Genomic DNA, 15,553 nt, shown 5'->3' on the forward strand with positions numbered 1-15,553 from the left:
CCCTCCTTCATGTCCGACGCGTGTCCTGATCTCCCGCGACGCCCGCGCACGCGCGCGCGGTGCTCGCCGGACGACGGTAACGCCGGACACCCCCGCGTGTCATGTCCGTACCGGCATACGGTCATGACGCACGGGGGTGGCGGGGGCGGCGGTCTCCGGGTCCGGGGGGCAGCGGCCCTCCGGGTCAGCCCTTGAGCGCGGCGGCGACGGCCTCGGCGAGCGGGGTGGTCGGGCGGCCGGCCAGCCGGGACAGGTCGCCGCTGTCGACGACCAGCTCGCCCTTCTCGATCGAGACGTCCACGCCCGCGAGGACCGCGGCCATCGGCTCGGGCACCCCGGCGCCGGCCAGGATGCCGGTGAGCGCCTCGGGCGTGACCGGGTTATAGGCGATCTCCTTGCCGGTCTGCCGGCTCAGCTCGGCCGCGTACTCGGCGAAACTCCACGCCTCGTCACCGCCCAGCTCGTACGTCGTGTTCTCGTGCCCCTCGCCGGTGAGCACGGCGACGGCGGCGGCCGCGTAGTCGGCCCGCGAGGCGGAGGAGACCCGGCCCGCGCCGGCGGCGGCCACGACGGCGTTGTGCGCGAGCACCGGGGCGAGGTTCTCGGTGTAGTTCTCGTGGTACCAGCCGTTGCGCAGCAGCACGTACGGCACGCCCGAGCCCAGCAGCGCCTCCTCGGTGCCGCGGTGGTCGTCGGCGAGCGCGGCGGTCAGGGAGCCGGGCGCGCTGGTGTAGGCGAGCAGGGCGACACCGGCGGCCTTCGCGGCGTCGATGACGACCCGGTGCTGGCCCACCCGGCCCTTGTCGAACTCGTTGCCCGAGATCAGCAGTACCTTGTCGTCGGCCGTGAACAGGCCGTCGAAGGTCTCGGGGGCGTTGTAGTCGGCGACCGCGATCCGGACGCCGCGCCCGGCGAGGTCCGACGCCTTCTCCGCGCTGCGGACGACGGCGGTGACCTGCTCGGCCGGGACCTTCTCCAGCAGCTGGTCCACGACGTGACGGCCGAGGTGTCCGGTGGCGCCGGTGATGACGATGCTCATGGTGCGGAACTCCTGTGGGGGTGCGTGTGCGGGTATGCCACTCACCTTAGGAGCTGCGCTAACTATGGGAAAGTACCCACTTTGAAGTAAGGTACTGGCATGGCGGTAAGTGATGGTGTCCGGTGGACCGACGGCGAGGAGATGTGCCCGCACCGGCTGGTCCTGGAGCATGTGACCAGCCGCTGGGGCGTACTCGTGCTGATCCAGCTCCTGGAGCGCTCGTACCGCTTCAGCGAACTGCGCCGGGCGATCGGCAGGGTCAGCGAGAAGATGCTCACCCAGACCCTCCAGACCCTGGAGCGCGACGGCCTGGTGCACCGCGACGCCAGACCGGTCATCCCGCCCCGCGTCGACTACTCCCTCACCGGCCTGGGCCGCGAGGCGGCCGAGCAGGTGCGCGACCTGGCGCTGTGGACCGAGAAGCGCATGGCGGATGTCCTCGCCGCCCGGCAGGCGTACGACGAGACCCGGGCGCCGTAGAGAGCGCCCGGGCCTCGTCCCGGCCTTCGGCAGGCGTCAGCCCACGACGGTCCAGGTGTCGCCGCCGGTGAGCAGGGTGGCGAGGTCGCCCTTGCCGTGCTGTTCGACGGCGGTGTCGAGCTGGTCGGCCATGAGGGTGTCGTAGACGGGCCGGTCGACGGAGCGGAAGACGCCGATCGGGGTGTTGTGCAGGGTGTCGGGGTCGGCGAGCCGGGACAGCGCGAACGCGGTGGTCGGGGACGCGGCGTGGGCGTCGTGGACGAGGACGTCGGCCTCGTTGTCCGCCGTCACGGTGACGATCTTCAGGTCGCCGGTGGCCCGGTCGCGTACGACGCCCTTGGAACTGTCGGTGCCGAAGCGGATGGGCTGCCCGTGCTCCAGGCGGATCACGGCCTCCTCGGCCCGCTGCCGGTCCTTGAGGACCTCGAAGGCGCCGTCGTTGAAGATGTTGCAGTTCTGGTAGATCTCCACCAGCGCCGTGCCGGGGTGGTCGGCCGCCTGGCGCAGCACCTCGGTGAGGTGTTTGCGGTCGGAGTCGACGGTGCGGGCCACGAAGGACGCCTCCGCGCCGATCGCCAGCGACACCGGGTTGAAGGGCGCGTCCAGCGAACCCATCGGCGTCGACTTGGTGATCTTGCCGATCTCGGAGGTGGGGGAGTACTGGCCCTTGGTCAGACCGTAGATCCGGTTGTTGAACAGCAAGATCTTGAGGTTGACGTTGCGGCGCAGGGCGTGGATGAGGTGGTTGCCGCCGATGGAGAGGGCGTCGCCGTCACCGGTGACGACCCACACGGACAGGTCACGCCGCGAGGTGGCCAGGCCGGTGGCGATGGCGGGGGCGCGGCCGTGGATGGAGTGCATCCCGTAGGTGTTCATGTAGTACGGGAAGCGGGAGGAGCAGCCGATGCCGGAGACGAAGACGATGTTCTCCTTCGCCAGACCGAGCTGGGGCATGAAGCCCTGCACGGCGGCGAGGACGGCGTAGTCGCCGCAGCCGGGGCACCAGCGCACTTCCTGGTCGGACTTGAAGTCCTTCATGGACTGCCGGCCCTCGGCCTTGGGCACGAGCTGGAGAAGGGCGTTGGTGTCAGTCATCGATGGCCTCCTTCAGCGCCGTGGCGAGCTGCTCCGCCTTGAACGGCATGCCGTTGACCTGGTTGTACGATTCCGCGTCGACCAGGTACTTCGCCCGGACGAGGGTGGCGAGCTGTCCCAGGTTCATCTCGGGGATCACGACGCGCTCGTAACGGGCGAGCACGTCACCGAGGTTGTGCGGGAACGGGTTGAGGTGGCGCAGATGGGCCTGTGCGATCCGGCCGCCCTCCTTGCGGATACGGCGCACGGCGGCCGTGATCGGCCCGTAGGTCGACCCCCAGCCCAGTACCAGGGTCTTCGCCCCGTCCGGGTCGTCGACCTCGACGTCGGGGACGTCGATGCCGTCGATCTTCGCCTGCCGGGTGCGGACCATGAAGTCGTGGTTGGCCGGGTCGTAGGAGATGTTGCCCGTGCCGTCCTGCTTCTCGATGCCGCCGATGCGGTGCTCAAGACCCGGCGTGCCGGGGATGGCCCAGGGGCGGGCCAGGGTCCGCGGGTCCCGCTTGTACGGCCAGAACACCTCGGTGCCGTCGTCCAGCGTGTGGTTCGGTCCCTGCGCGAACCGCACGGTCAGCTCCGGCAGCTCCTGAAGGTCCGGGATCCGCCAGGGCTCGCTGCCGTTGGCGAGGTAGCCGTCGGAGAGGAGGAACACCGGCGTGCGGTAGGTCAGGGCGATCCGGGCCGCCTCCAGGGCGGCGTCGAAGCAGTCGGCCGGGGTGCGGGGTGCGACCACCGGGACCGGCGCCTCGCCGTTGCGGCCGTACATCGCCTGGAGCAGGTCCGCCTGCTCGGTCTTGGTCGGCAGGCCGGTGGACGGGCCGCCGCGCTGGATGTCCACGATCAGCAACGGCAGCTCCAGTGATACCGCCAGGCCGATGGTCTCGGACTTCAGGGCCACACCGGGACCGGAGGTGGTGGTGACCGCCAGCGAGCCGCCGAAGGCCGCCCCCAGCGCCGCGCCGATGCCGGCGATCTCGTCCTCGGCCTGGAAGGTGCGCACACCGAAGTTCTTGTGCCGGCTCAGCTCGTGCAGGATGTCCGAGGCGGGGGTGATCGGGTAGGAGCCGAGGTAGAGCGGCAGGTCCGCCTGGCGGGACGCGGCGATCAGTCCGTAGGACAGGGCCAGGTTCCCGGAGATGTTGCGGTAGACGCCGGGCGGAAACGCCTTCGCCGCCGGGGCCACCTCGTAGGAGACCGCGAAGTCCTCCGTCGTCTCGCCGAAGTTCCAGCCGGCCCGGTAGGCGGCGATGTTGGCGGCGGCGATGTCGGGCTTCCTGGCGAACTTCGACCGCAGGAACTTCTCCGTGCCCTCGGTGGGCCGGTGGTACATCCAGCTCAGCAGCCCGAGGGCGAACATGTTCTTGCTGCGCTCGGCCTCCTTGCGGGTGAGGTCGAACTCCTTGAGCGCCTCCACGGTCAGCGTGGTCAGCGGCACCGGGTGCAGGCTGTAGCCGTCCAGCGAGCCGTCTTCCAGCGGGCTGCTGTCGTAGCCGACCTTCTGCATCGCCCGCTTGGTGAACTCGTCCGTGTTGACGATGATCTCCGCGCCGCGCGGCAGGTCGGCGATGTTGGCCTTCAGCGCGGCCGGGTTCATCGCCACCAGCACGTTCGGCGCGTCGCCGGGGGTGAGGATGTCGTGGTCGGCGAAGTGGAGCTGGAAGGACGAGACGCCGGGCAGGGTGCCGGCGGGCGCGCGGATCTCGGCCGGGAAGTTCGGCAGAGTGGAGAGGTCGTTGCCGAAGGACGCGGTCTCCGAGGTGAAACGGTCACCGGTGAGCTGCATACCGTCACCCGAGTCCCCCGCGAACCTGATGATCACTCGGTCGAGCCGGCGGACGTCCTTCGCACCCGCCGCCGCGCGCTGTTCCTCTACGACTGCTCCGTCGGCCTGCTCCGCTGTGCTGCTGACCTGGCTGGTCACTGAACTGGACCTCCTCGAGGGCGGCTGTCCGGGACGGCCTTCCCACAGGCCCTCCCCGCATAAACCCTACGTCCGTAAGGGTCGCCTTCCCTGGGTCATTCGCATGTTGGACACGACTTCGAGACGTCCTCGCTCAGGAGTTGAGATAGGTGAGAACGGCCAGCACCCGCCGGTGATCGCCGTCGCTCGGGGACAGCCCCAGCTTCAGGAAGATGTTGCTGACGTGCTTCTCCACGGCACCGTCGCTGACCACCAGCTGCCTGGCGATCGCCGAGTTCGTCCTGCCCTCCGCCATCAGCCCCAGGACCTCCCGCTCCCGCGGGGTGAGCCCCGCGAGCACGTCCTGCTTGCGGCTGCGCCCCAGCAGCTGCGCGACCACCTCGGGATCCAGCGCCGTACCGCCCTGGGCGACGCGCACCACCGCGTCCACGAACTCACGGACCTCGGCCACCCGGTCCTTGAGCAGATAACCGACGCCACGGCTGGAACCGGCGAGCAGCTCCGTGGCGTAGCGCTCCTCCACGTACTGCGACAGCACCAGCACGCCGATGCCCGGATGCGTCTTGCGCAGCTGCACCGCGGCCCGCACCCCCTCGTCCGTGTGCGTCGGCGGCATCCGCACATCGGCCACCACGACGTCCGGAAGCTGGTTCTCCCCGTCCAGCTCGGCGATGGTCTTGATCAACGCGTCACCGTCACCGACACCGGCCACGACCTCGTGCCCACGGTCGGTCAGCAGCCGGGTCAGGCCCTCCCGCAGCAACACCGAATCCTCGGCGATGACCACCCGCACCCTGTCCTCCACGTTCCTCGGCCCCCATGCCCCTGATCCGGGCCCGCCCTCGTGGCGGCCCGGTCGTCAGGTCCAGCATTCCAGCATCCGATGGGGGATGGGGCAGGGCAACGCGATCGCGTGATCGGGGGTGCCGTCGAGGCGGGTGGGTACGAGCCTGCGGCTCGCGCCCACCCGCCGGTTCCGCCGGTCCCGCCAGTTCCGCCTGCGGAGCCGGCCCGCCGGTCTCAGCCCGGTCTCAGCCCGTTCTCATCGTGCCCGCTCCGCCCGCCACGGCAGTTCGGCGGTCACCCGCGTCGGGCCGCCCGCGGGGGAGTCCACCACCAGGATCCCGTCCACCGCGTCCAGCCGCTCCGCCAGCCCGGCCAGTCCGGAACCCTCGGACACGTCGGCGCCGCCCACGCCGTTGTCCACGACCTGGAGCATCAGCCGGTTCTCCGTCCGCCACACCTCCACGGCCGCCCAGGTCGCCCGCGAGTGCTTGCTGATGTTCTGCAGCAGCTCCGAGACGGTGAAGTAGGCGATGCCCTCGATGGCCGGCGCGGGCCGCTCCGTCAGGTCCACCTCCACCCGCACCGGCACCGTGCACCGCGAGGCGACCGAGGACAGCGCGGCGTCCAGCCCCCGGTCGGTCAGGACCGCGGGGTGGATGCCGCGGGCCAGGTCCCGCAACTCCTGCAGCGCCGTCTTCACCTCACCGTGCGCCTCGTCCACCATCCGTGCCGCGACCTGCGGATCCTCCCGCAGCTTCTCCTTCGCCAGCCCCAGATCCATGGCCAGAGCCACCAGCCGGGCCTGCGCCCCGTCGTGCAGGTCCCGTTCGATGCGCCGCAGGTCCGCCGCCGCCGTGTCCACCACGACCCCGCGGTCCGACTCCAGCTCCACCACCCGCGTGGCCAGCCGCGACGGCCCGAGCAGCCCGTGCACCATCACCCGGTCCACGGTCGTCAGCGCCCGCACGATCCACGGCGTGGCGAGGGTGAACAGCAGGCCCACTCCCGCGGTCACCGTGATCTCGAAGGGGTTGTCCAGATAGATCTGGTGGTGCTCGTCGCCGTACAGCTGTATGCCGGGCTGAGCGCCGTACGCCGGCAGGACCCAGAACCAGAGCGGATACGTCACCAGAGTCCACCCCACCGACCAGAGCGTCACGGTGACGACGAAGGAGAACACCGCCCACGGCAGTTGCAGCACCGCGTACAGCAGGGCCCGCCAGGAGACGCCGCTCTTGAGCACGGCCCCGATCCACGCCATGAACCCCTGCCGCTTCATCCGCAGCGGCTCCGGCTCGGCCACCTCCAGACCCAGCAGCCCCCGCGCCCGAGCCCGCTCCACCGCCCCGAACCCGCGGCAGCCGGCGAGCGCCGCCGCCAGCACCGGGACACCGAGGAACGTCACCAGCAGGCCCGCCCCCAGCGACACCATCGTGATCGCGTAGGTGAACAGCAGAACGCTGATCGGCAGGCTCAGCAGCACATATCCCAGCTCGCGCCAGGTACGTCCCTCGACCGGCGCGCGCAGCGCGGCCGGCAGCCGGTACCGCCGGCCCTCGGCGTGTCCGGGGTACCCGGACTCCGTGGGGAGCCCGTAGCCCTGTCCGTACTCCGTGCTCATCGGCGTCGTCCTTCTCCTCGTCCGGCGACTGTGCTGTCGTACCTCCAGACTGCTTCGCCGCAGGTCGGCGGACCATGGAGTCCGTCGCAGTCTTGGACGGGGGGTTTTCCCTACCTCCGGCCGCGGACGGACGCCTCCATGGACGCCCTCCTGGTCCTGCCCGGGCCCTCGGCCAGGGCGCCGGAACGGTCCCGCCACGGCAGCTCGGCCGTCACCGTCGTCGGACCGCCCTCCGGCGACTCCACGACGAACAGACCGTCCACCGCGCCCAGCCGGTCGGCGAGACCCCGCATGCCCGTCCCGCCGTCCAGGCTCGCGCCCCCGCGCCCGTCGTCCCCCACCTGTATGAGCAGCCGGCCCTCCGACCGCCACACGTCCACCGTGGCGGACCGGGCCCGGCTGTGCTTGCTGACGTTCTGCAGCAGCTCCGAGACGGTGAAGTAGGCGATGCCCTCGATGGCGGCGGCCGGCCGCTCGTCCAGATCCACCGTCACCCTCACCGGCACCGTGCAGCGCGAGGCGACCGAGGACAGCGCGGCGTCCAGACCCCGGTCGGTCAGGACCGCGGGATGGATGCCCCGGGCGAGATCCCTCAGCTCCTGCAACGCCAGCTTCACCTCGCCGTGCGCCTCGTCGACCATCGACGCCGCGGCGTCGGGATCCTCCAGCAGCTTCTCCTTGGCCAGGCCCAGCCCCATCGCCAGATTGACCAGCCGGGCCTGCGCCCCGTCGTGCAGATCGCGCTCGATGCGCCGCAGGTCCGCCGCCGCCGTGTCCACCACGACCCCGCGGTCCGACTCCAGCTCGGCGATGCGCCGCTCCAGCTCGTCGGAGGGCGACAGCAGACCGCGCACCATCGCCCGGTCGGCATTGGCCAGGCCCCGCACGACGAACGGCAGCACCGGCCACAGCACGAACAGACCGGTCAGCGTGACGGTGAAGGTGAGGACGCCCCACGGCAGCCGTATGAGCTCGTACAGAACGGTGCGCCAGCCCACCGGGTCCTTGACCGCCATCCACAGCCGCGGCCAGACCCCGTCGGGACCGCGCACCGGCAGCCGGCTCGGCTCCTCCACCCGCACCCCGAGCAGCTTCCTGGCCCGCGCCCGCTCCATCCTGCCCAGCAGCCGGGAGCCCATCAGCCCGAGCGCGAGCAGCGGGAACCCGATCACCGTGACGGTCAGCCCGACACCGGTGAACACCATGGTCACCGTGTAGACGAAGCCGACCAGCGACACCGGCAGGTTCGCCAGGAGGTGGGCGATCTCCTTCCAGGTGTGCGTGTCGTACGCGAAACGGGCCGGTGGCGGGCGGTCGCCGCGCCCGGCCGGCTCCGGGGGCGCCGTCACGGACGTGCCCGGATTCGGGAATGGTTCGGTCATGGGCACAAGCGTGCCCGGAGCCGGGGGTCCGCGCCATGAGGTGGACCGCCAGAACACACTGAGGAAAACCCCACCCCCCGCATGCCGAGCGGTGACGGGCTGCTTACGGTGCATTTATCAGGGCCTAGACTCCCGTGCGTACAGATCGTCGGACCGTGACGTTCACCGGCACGGATCACGGGCACGGCACAGGCATGGGCCAGGGCGCCGATCAAGGGAGTGAGGGGCGGACGTGCGGGAAACGACCGTCGTCGCGGCGGACTACTTCCAGTCCTACTCGGTCGTCGGACTGCTCGCCGTCGTCGGCCTGCTGTTCGTCGCCGTCGCCTTCGGGGCGGGACGCCTGCTGCGGCCGGTGGTGCCGACGCCGGAGAAGCTGCTGACGTACGAGTGCGGCGTCGACCCCGTCGGCGAGGGCTGGGCCCACACCCAGGTCCGCTACTACGTCTACGCCTTCCTCTATGTGATCTTCGCCGTCGACTCGATCTTCCTCTTCCCCTGGGCGACCGTCTTCGCCGCCGACGGCTACGGCGCGACCACCCTCGTGGAGATGTTCATCTTCCTCGGCTTTCTCGCCGTGGGACTGCTGTACGCATACAAGAAGGGCGTCCTGACATGGACGTGAACCCTGCCGCCCCCGAGCCCGTCCTGCTTCCGGAACCGAAGCGGCTCGGCGCGCTCGCCCGGCTGGCACCCGAGCCGATGAAGGTGGTCCTCAACTGGGGCCGCCGCTACTCGCTGTGGGTCTTCAACTTCGGCCTCGCCTGCTGTGCGATCGAGTTCATCGCCGCGTCGATGGCCCGCCACGACTTCATCCGCCTCGGCGTCATCCCCTTCGCGCCGGGGCCGCGCCAGGCCGACCTGATGGTCGTCTCCGGCACGGTCACGGACAAGATGGCGCCCGCGGTGAAGCGCCTGTACGAGCAGATGCCCGAGCCCAAGTACGTCATCTCCTTCGGCGCGTGCAGCAACTGCGGCGGCCCGTACTGGGACTCCTACTCCGTCACCAAGGGCGTGGACCAGATCATTCCGGTCGACGTCTACGTCCCCGGCTGCCCGCCCCGGCCCGAGGCGCTGCTCCAGGGGATCCTGAAACTCCAGGAGAAGATCGCACGGGAGTCGCTGGGGGAGCGGTACGGGTCCGCCTCCGGCGCGGGGCGGCCCTCGGCGGCGGCGCTGCGGAGCGGGCTGGTCCGGCCGCCGGCGCCGTCCGGTGAGGGGGAGGGCCGATGACCGCGGCCGGCTGGCTCCCCGCCGGCGCCGAGGAACTGTTCGGCACGGAGGCCACGGCGGAGGAGTCGTACGGCGTCCTGACCGTCGACGTACCGCCCGCCTCCTGGATCACCGCGCTGGAAACCGCGCGCGACCGGGTCGGCTGCACCTTCTTCGACTGGCTGAGCGCGGTCGACGAACCCGGCACCGGGTTCCGTGTCATGGCACACGTCGCCGCCCTGGCCCCGGTACGGCGCCTGCTGCTGCGCACCACGGTGCCGCACGAGGCCCCCACACTGCCCTCCGCCGTGGACGTCTACGCGGGTGCCGCATGGCACGAACGCGAGACGCACGAGATGTTCGGCGTCGACTTCACGGGCCACCCGGGCCTGGACCACCTGCTCCTGCCGGACGGTTTCGAGGGCCACCCGCTGCGCAAGGACTTCGTCCTCGCGGCCCGGGTCGCCAAGGCATGGCCCGGCGCCAAGGAACCCGGGGAGTCGGAGCACGGTGGCCCCAAGCGCCGCCAGATGCTTCCCCCCGGCGTCCCCGACCCCAACGAATGGGGCCCCCTCAAGGGCCAGCTCCCCCCGGCCCCGGCCCGCCCGGCCCGAGGCACGGGCAGAACGGCGGCAGGCGCGGCACGAGCGGCAGGAGACCGCCCCCTCCGCACCCGTACGGCGGCGGAGGGCTCCGCGAGCCAGCCGGCAGCCCCGGAGGCACCCGCCCAGCCCACGACCCGGCCGCGCCGCACCCGTACGGCCGCGGAGGGTTCGGCGAGCCAGTCGGCCGCCGGGTCTTCCGCCCAGCCCCGCCGCACCCGCACGGCGGCGGAGGGTTCCGTGAGCCAGGCCGCGGAGGCGCAGCCCGGGCCGGCCGTTCCGACCGCCGCCCCCGCACGACGTGCGCGGAGCGCGAGCGAAGGGTCGGCGTCGCAGCGTTCCGGCTCTCCCGCGGCCGGCGGCCCCCGCCGGGCGCGCACCGCGTCCGAGGGGTCCGCGAGTCAGCGCGCCGCCTCGAAGGCCCCGGAACCGTCCGACGAGCCCACGACAACGGGCGACGCGTCCGCCGCCCCCGCGTCCACCGAGGACCGCCGGGACCGAAGGCCTCCTGCCGCTCCCCGCAGCCCGGACGCCCCCTGGCACCACGCCCAGCCTGCCTTCGCCCAACCCGAGCCGGAGGCGGAACCCGAGCCGGAGACGGAACCCGACGCCGGTCCGGCCCGCGAGCCCCGGGGGAACGCGGCTCCGGACACCGGCTCGGAGCCCGAAGCCGGTACCGGGCCCGACGCCGATGCCGACGCGGCCCCCGAGCCCCGCGCGGAGACCGAAGGTGACTCCGAGCCCCGCGCGGAGACCGAGGACGACCCCGAGACCCCCACCCCCGAAGACCCCTCAGGAGGCCCGCGGTGAACGACGTGCCCGACGTCGCCCTGCGACTCCTGGTCGTGTTCGTCGTCTTCCTCACCTTCCCCCTGATCGTGGGACAGACCGAGCACAAGGTGATGGCCCACATGCAGGGCCGCCTCGGCCCGATGTACGCCGGCGGCTTCCACGGCTGGGCCCAGCTCATCGCCGACGGCGTGAAGTTCGCGCAGAAGGAGGACGTGGTCCCGGCCGGCGCGGACCGGCGTATCTTCCAGCTCGCCCCCGCCGTCGCCCTCCTGCCGTACCTCCTCGTCCTGCTCGCCGTCCCGATCGGCCCGGGCGAGGGCGCGGTCGGGCAGGTGATCGACGCGGGCGTGTTCTTCGTCCTCGCCGTCATGGGCGTCGGCGTCCTCGGCTCACTCATGGCCGGCTGGGCCTCCGCCAACAAGTTCTCCCTCCTCGGCGGCCTGCGCACCGCCGCCCAGCTCCTCGCGTACGAACTCCCGATGCTGCTCACCGCCGCCTCGGTGGCGATGGCGGCCGGCACCGTCTCCCTCACCGGCATCCTCGACGCGTTCGAGTGGTGGTGGCTGCCCTGGCAGATCACCGGCGCGCTCGTCTTCTTCGTCGCCGGCCTCGCCGAACTCCAGCGCCCGCCCTTCGACATGCCGGTCGCCGACTCGGAGATCATCTTCGGCGCGTACACCGAGTACACCGGCCTGCGCTTCGCCCTGTTCCTCCTCGCCGAGTACGCCGGGATCGTCGTCCTGTGCGGCCTGACCACCGTCCTGTTCCTGGGCGGCTGGCACGGCCCCTGGGGTGCCGACGGACTCGGCTGGGTCTGGACCCTGCTGAAGACCGCGGTCCTCGCCTTCGTCGTCATCTGGCTCCGCGTCACCTATCCCCGACTGCGTGAGGACCAGCTTCAGAAGCTCTCCTGGACCCTCCTCGTCCCCCTCTCCCTCGCCCAGATCGCCCTCACCGGCATCGTGAAGGTGGTGATCCGGTAACCATGGCTCCCCTCCCCGGCTCCGGCCTGGCCAAGGGCCTGGCCGTCACCCTGCGGACGATGACGAGGAAGTCCGTCACCGCCCCGTACCCGGACACCCAGCCCGACCTCCCGCCCCGCACCCGCGGTGTGATCGGCCTGTTCGAGGAGAACTGCACGGTCTGCATGCTGTGCGCCCGCGAGTGCCCGGACTGGTGTATCTACATCGACTCCCACAAGGAGACGGTCCCGGCGGCGACGCCCGGCGGCCGCGAACGCAGCCGCAACGTCCTCGACCGCTTCGCCATCGACTTCTCCCTGTGCATGTACTGCGGTATCTGCATCGAGGTCTGCCCCTTCGACGCCCTGTTCTGGTCCCCGGAGTTCGAGTACGCCGAGACCGACATCCGCGACCTCACCCACGAGCGGGACAAGCTCCGTGAGTGGATGTGGACCGTCCCGGCCCCGCCCGCCCTCGACCCCGGAGCCGAGGAACCGAAGGAACTCGCCGCCGCCCGCAAGGCCGCCGACAAGCTCGCCGCCGCCCAGGCCGAACCGCAGGAGGAGGAGTCGTGACCCTCGCCGCAGCCGCAGGAACGGCCGCGCACGCCACGACGACCACCGCCGCCGAGGCGCACGGCTTCCTCTCCCCGACCGGCGTGGAGATCGCCTTCCTCCTCGTCGGCCTGGTCACCTTCGGGGCCGCCGTCGTCACCGTCACCACCCGGCAGCTGGTGCACGCCGCCCTGTGGCTGGTGGTGGCCCTCGGGGGCCTCGCCGTCGAATACCTCCTGCTCACCGCCGAGTTCATCGCCTGGGTGCAGGTCCTCATCTACGTCGGCTCCGTCGTCGTCCTCCTCCTGTTCGGGCTGATGCTCACCAGGGCCCCCATCGGCCGCTCACCGGACGCCGACTCCGGAAACCGCTGGGTCGCCCTCGCCGTGGCCGTCGCCGCCGCGGCCGCCCTGGTGTGGGTGGTCGCGGACGCCTTCCGGACCACGTGGATCGACCTGGACGGCGCCCCCGCCGGCTCCACGGACGTCACCGGCGCGAGCCTCTTCCAGCACTGGGTCCTTCCCTTCGAGGCCCTCTCCGTCCTCCTCCTCGCCGCCCTCGTCGGCGCGATCGTCCTGTCCCGCAAGGCGAAGGCCGACGCCGCGGCCGGGCGGGCGACGGCCACCGGTCCGAGTGCGTCCGGCCCGAGCGCGTCCGGGCGGGCGACGGACACCCGGCGTGACACGGAAGGGACCCGCTGATGCACCTCGCCTATCCCGCCGTCCTGTCCGCCCTCCTGTTCTGCACCGGCCTGTACGGCGTCCTCGCCCGCCGCAACGCGATCCTCGTCCTGATGTCGGTCGAGCTGATGCTCAACGCCGTCAACCTGAACCTGGTCGCCTTCGACGTCTGGCTCAGCCGGACCGCCGAGGACACCCTGCACTCCGGCCAGGCCCTCACCCTGTTCACCATCGCCATCGCCGCCGCCGAGATCGGCATCGGCCTGGCGATCGTCCTCGCCGTGTACCGCAACCGCGGCACCTCGGACATCGACAAACTCCGCGACACCGCCGAGGGCCACGAGCCCGACGGCCCCGACAGCGACACCACCGGCCGCGAAGCCCCCGCACCCCGGGCGGCCGGCGAGAAGGCTGAGGCCACCGCGTGACCACGACCACCCTCGCCGTCCTCGTCCCCCTCCTTCCGTTCCTCGGCGCGCTCGCCGGGCTGCTCCTGGGCCGCACCGCCCCCGGCTTCGTCCGCCCGCTCGCCGTCCTGCCGACGCTCGCCTCCCTCGCCCTGGCCGCCACGGTCGCCTGGCGACAGGGCGGAGGCCAGGCCGTCGACGCCGCGACCGAACTCACCCCCACCGGCTCGGTCCCGATCGAACTCGCCCTGCACATCGACGGCTTCGCCGCACTGACCGCCGTCCTGGTCACCGTCGTCGCCGGCTGCGTGCAGATCTACTCCACGGGCTACCTGCGCGACGACCCGCGCTACCCCTCCTACGCCGCTCTCGTCTCCCTGTTCACCTCCGCGATGCTCCTGGTCGTCTACTCCGGCGACCTGATGGTCCTGCTGGTCGGCTGGGAAGTCATGGGCATCTGCTCCTACTTCCTCGTCGGCCACTACTGGGAGACCCCCGAGGCACGCGCCGCCTCCCTCAAGGCCTTCCTGGTCACCAAGCTCGGCGACATCCCCTTCCTCATCGGCCTGTTCGCCGTCGCCACCGAAGCCGGGTCCTTCCGCATCACCCGCGTCCTCGGCGCCGTCGCGGACGGCGGCATCGAACACCCCACGCTGATCGCCCTGCTGCTCCTGGCGGGCGTGGCCGGCAAGTCGGCGCAGTTCCCGCTGCACACCTGGCTCCCCGACGCGATGGCGGGCCCGACCCCCGTCTCCGCGCTGATCCACGCCGCGACCATGGTCGCCGCCGGCGTCTACTTCATCGCCCGTCTCCTCCCGCTCTTCGAGGCCTCACAGGCCGCGATGACCGTCCTCGCCGTCATGGCCGCCGTGACCATGGCCGGCTCGGCGCTCGCCGCGCTCGCCCAGGACGACATCAAACGCGTCCTCGCCTACTCGACCATCGGCCAGCTCGGCTACATGACCGGCGCCCTCGCCGTCGCCGACCGCGGCGCCGCCGTCTTCCACCTCCTGTCCCACGGCGCCTTCAAGGCGCTGCTGTTCCTCGCGGCCGGCGTGATCATCCACGCCGCCGGCACCAACTCACTGGCCGCCATGTCCCGCATGGGCCACCTGCGTGACCGGGTCCCCGACGCCTACTGGACGATGACCGTGGCGCTCCTCGCCCTCGCCGCGATCCCGCCGTTCAGCGGCTTCTTCTCCAAGGAGGCCGTCCTCGGAGCCGCCGAACACGTCGTCACCGGTCACACCGAGCACGCCCCCGCCGCGGCGGGCTGGATCGTCCTCCTCGCCGGCCTCGTCACCGCCCTGCTCACCGCCGCGTACGCGATGCGGCTGTGGCTGCTGGCCTTCCGCGGGTACGGAACCGAGGCGCCCGACCACGGCAGGCAGCCGCTGACGATGACCACGGTGCTGTGGGTGCTCGCCGTACCGTCCCTCGCGCTCGGCGGGTTCGCCTTCCGCGTACTGCCCGACTGGTTCGACGGCCACGACCTGGCCCCGACGCTCACCACCTCCGTGCTCGGCACGGGCGTGGCGCTGGGCGGCGGCATCATCACCTACGCCACCTGGCGGCACACCACCGCGCACGCCGCCGCCCGCGTCCCCCTCGGCGCCGTGGCCGCCCACCCCGAGGGCGACGCCGGACGGGTCGAGGCGGAGGCCATCGCCACCCACGAACCGGCCTACGGAGACATCGCGTACGCGCCCGACCCGTCGGACCCCGGACGGCTGCTGCTCGGCCCGCTGCACCGCCACGCGGCCGCCGGCTTCCACCTGGACGCCGTGTACACGACCCTCTTCGTCCGCCCGGTCCGGGCCGGCGCGAGCCTCGTCCGGTTCCTCGACCGCGAGGTCGTCGAGACCTACGTACGCGGCGCGGGCACGCTGCCCCGCTGGCTCGGCGCCGCCGTGCGACGGGCCCAGACGGGCAATCTGCAGACCTATGTGAGCGCGTTGCTCGCCGGCACCGTCGTCCTCGCGGTCGCCGCCGTCCTCGTCGCCACGGGAGCGTGAGCAGG

The 15,553-nt window shown here is 71.8% G+C and carries 15 protein-coding genes; 9 read left to right on the forward strand and 6 right to left on the reverse strand.

What is annotated here, in order from left to right:
• Window positions 1-184 precede the first annotated feature (184 nt).
• Complete coding sequence (locus IH50_RS0113415; RefSeq protein WP_030860834.1) at window positions 185-1,039, reverse strand: NAD(P)H-binding protein; 855 nt, start codon at window positions 1,037-1,039, stop codon at window positions 185-187.
• A 99-nt stretch (window positions 1,040-1,138) separates the two neighbouring features.
• Between IH50_RS0113415 and IH50_RS0113420 the strand changes: the two genes are divergently transcribed.
• Complete coding sequence (locus tag IH50_RS0113420; protein ID WP_030860835.1) at window positions 1,139-1,519, forward strand: winged helix-turn-helix transcriptional regulator; 381 nt, start codon at window positions 1,139-1,141, stop codon at window positions 1,517-1,519.
• A gap of 36 nt (window positions 1,520-1,555) precedes the next feature.
• Here IH50_RS0113420 and IH50_RS0113425 read toward each other — a convergent pair whose 3' ends face one another.
• The 5 genes from IH50_RS0113425 to IH50_RS0113445 all read right to left on the reverse strand — a co-directional run bounded on the left by IH50_RS0113425 (window position 1,556) and on the right by IH50_RS0113445 (window position 8,324).
• Window positions 1,556-2,614, reverse strand: a complete 1,059-nt coding sequence (locus IH50_RS0113425) for a 2-oxoacid:ferredoxin oxidoreductase subunit beta (RefSeq protein WP_030860836.1) — start codon at window positions 2,612-2,614, stop codon at window positions 1,556-1,558.
• Window positions 2,607-4,535, reverse strand: coding sequence for a 2-oxoacid:acceptor oxidoreductase subunit alpha (locus tag IH50_RS0113430; RefSeq protein ID WP_030860837.1), 1,929 nt, complete (start codon window positions 4,533-4,535; stop codon window positions 2,607-2,609). The genes IH50_RS0113425 and IH50_RS0113430 overlap by 8 nt, the downstream gene beginning before the upstream one ends.
• Before the next feature lie 133 nt (window positions 4,536-4,668).
• Window positions 4,669-5,328 (reverse strand): response regulator transcription factor, encoded by a 660-nt coding sequence (locus IH50_RS0113435; RefSeq protein WP_324617139.1) that lies wholly within the window; start codon window positions 5,326-5,328, stop codon window positions 4,669-4,671.
• 249 nt (window positions 5,329-5,577) lie between these two features.
• Window positions 5,578-6,942: a sensor histidine kinase gene (locus IH50_RS0113440; protein ID WP_030860841.1), complete on the reverse strand. Its 1,365-nt coding sequence runs from the start codon at window positions 6,940-6,942 to the stop codon at window positions 5,578-5,580.
• A gap of 110 nt (window positions 6,943-7,052) precedes the next feature.
• Window positions 7,053-8,324: a sensor histidine kinase gene (locus IH50_RS0113445; protein ID WP_030860843.1), complete on the reverse strand. Its 1,272-nt coding sequence runs from the start codon at window positions 8,322-8,324 to the stop codon at window positions 7,053-7,055.
• Between the two features lie 232 nt (window positions 8,325-8,556).
• Here IH50_RS0113445 and IH50_RS0113450 point away from each other — a divergent pair, with 232 nt between their 5' ends.
• From IH50_RS0113450 to IH50_RS0113485, 8 genes are read left to right on the forward strand one after another with little or no spacing between them, the layout of a single operon-like run.
• Window positions 8,557-8,949, forward strand: coding sequence for an NADH-quinone oxidoreductase subunit A (locus tag IH50_RS0113450; protein WP_030860845.1), 393 nt, complete (start codon window positions 8,557-8,559; stop codon window positions 8,947-8,949).
• Window positions 8,940-9,557 carry an NADH-quinone oxidoreductase subunit B gene (locus IH50_RS0113455; protein WP_030860846.1) on the forward strand — a complete coding sequence of 206 codons (618 nt, stop codon included), beginning with the start codon at window positions 8,940-8,942 and terminating at the stop codon, window positions 9,555-9,557. Before IH50_RS0113450 ends, IH50_RS0113455 begins: the two co-directional genes overlap by 10 nt.
• On the forward strand, window positions 9,554-10,948 hold the full coding sequence (locus IH50_RS0113460; protein ID WP_030860848.1) for an NADH-quinone oxidoreductase subunit C: 1,395 nt from the start codon (window positions 9,554-9,556) through the stop codon (window positions 10,946-10,948). The genes IH50_RS0113455 and IH50_RS0113460 overlap by 4 nt, the downstream gene beginning before the upstream one ends.
• A complete protein-coding gene (locus tag IH50_RS0113465) occupies window positions 10,945-11,913 on the forward strand; it encodes a complex I subunit 1/NuoH family protein (RefSeq protein ID WP_030860849.1) in 969 nt (322 codons plus the stop codon). Before IH50_RS0113460 ends, IH50_RS0113465 begins: the two co-directional genes overlap by 4 nt.
• Window positions 11,914-11,915: 2 nt before the next feature.
• The gene (locus IH50_RS0113470; RefSeq protein ID WP_030860850.1) at window positions 11,916-12,467 is read left to right on the forward strand and encodes a NuoI/complex I 23 kDa subunit family protein; all 552 of its coding nucleotides are present in this window, start codon (window positions 11,916-11,918) and stop codon (window positions 12,465-12,467) included.
• On the forward strand, window positions 12,464-13,147 hold the full coding sequence (locus IH50_RS0113475; RefSeq protein WP_030860851.1) for an NADH-quinone oxidoreductase subunit J: 684 nt from the start codon (window positions 12,464-12,466) through the stop codon (window positions 13,145-13,147). The genes IH50_RS0113470 and IH50_RS0113475 overlap by 4 nt, the downstream gene beginning before the upstream one ends.
• Entirely contained in the window at window positions 13,147-13,554 is a 408-nt protein-coding gene (gene nuoK / locus IH50_RS0113480) for an NADH-quinone oxidoreductase subunit NuoK (RefSeq protein ID WP_030860852.1), read from the forward strand. The genes IH50_RS0113475 and nuoK overlap by 1 nt, the downstream gene beginning before the upstream one ends.
• Window positions 13,551-15,548 (forward strand): NADH-quinone oxidoreductase subunit L, encoded by a 1,998-nt coding sequence (locus tag IH50_RS0113485; protein WP_030860853.1) that lies wholly within the window; start codon window positions 13,551-13,553, stop codon window positions 15,546-15,548. The genes nuoK and IH50_RS0113485 overlap by 4 nt, the downstream gene beginning before the upstream one ends.
• The last annotated feature ends 5 nt before the right edge of the window (window positions 15,549-15,553 follow it).

Source organism: Streptomyces sp. NRRL S-37, assembly GCF_000721605.1.
In the GTDB taxonomy this organism is placed as follows: domain Bacteria; phylum Actinomycetota; class Actinomycetes; order Streptomycetales; family Streptomycetaceae; genus Streptomyces.

Bases quoted from the DNA above. Each gene is read 5' to 3' on its own strand.
- IH50_RS0113415 (WP_030860834.1), bottom strand. From the start codon at position 1,039: ATGAGCATCGTCATCACCGGCGCCACCGGACACCTCGGCCGTCACGTC.
- IH50_RS0113420 (WP_030860835.1), top strand. From the start codon at position 1,139: ATGGCGGTAAGTGATGGTGTCCGGTGGACCGACGGCGAGGAGATGTGC.
- IH50_RS0113425 (WP_030860836.1), bottom strand. From the start codon at position 2,614: ATGACTGACACCAACGCCCTTCTCCAGCTCGTGCCCAAGGCCGAGGGC.
- IH50_RS0113440 (WP_030860841.1), bottom strand. From the start codon at position 6,942: ATGAGCACGGAGTACGGACAGGGCTACGGGCTCCCCACGGAGTCCGGG.
- IH50_RS0113445 (WP_030860843.1), bottom strand. From the start codon at position 8,324: ATGACCGAACCATTCCCGAATCCGGGCACGTCCGTGACGGCGCCCCCG.
- IH50_RS0113455 (WP_030860846.1), top strand. From the start codon at position 8,940: ATGGACGTGAACCCTGCCGCCCCCGAGCCCGTCCTGCTTCCGGAACCG.
- IH50_RS0113460 (WP_030860848.1), top strand. From the start codon at position 9,554: ATGACCGCGGCCGGCTGGCTCCCCGCCGGCGCCGAGGAACTGTTCGGC.
- IH50_RS0113470 (WP_030860850.1), top strand. From the start codon at position 11,916: ATGGCTCCCCTCCCCGGCTCCGGCCTGGCCAAGGGCCTGGCCGTCACC.
- nuoK (WP_030860852.1), top strand. From the start codon at position 13,147: ATGCACCTCGCCTATCCCGCCGTCCTGTCCGCCCTCCTGTTCTGCACC.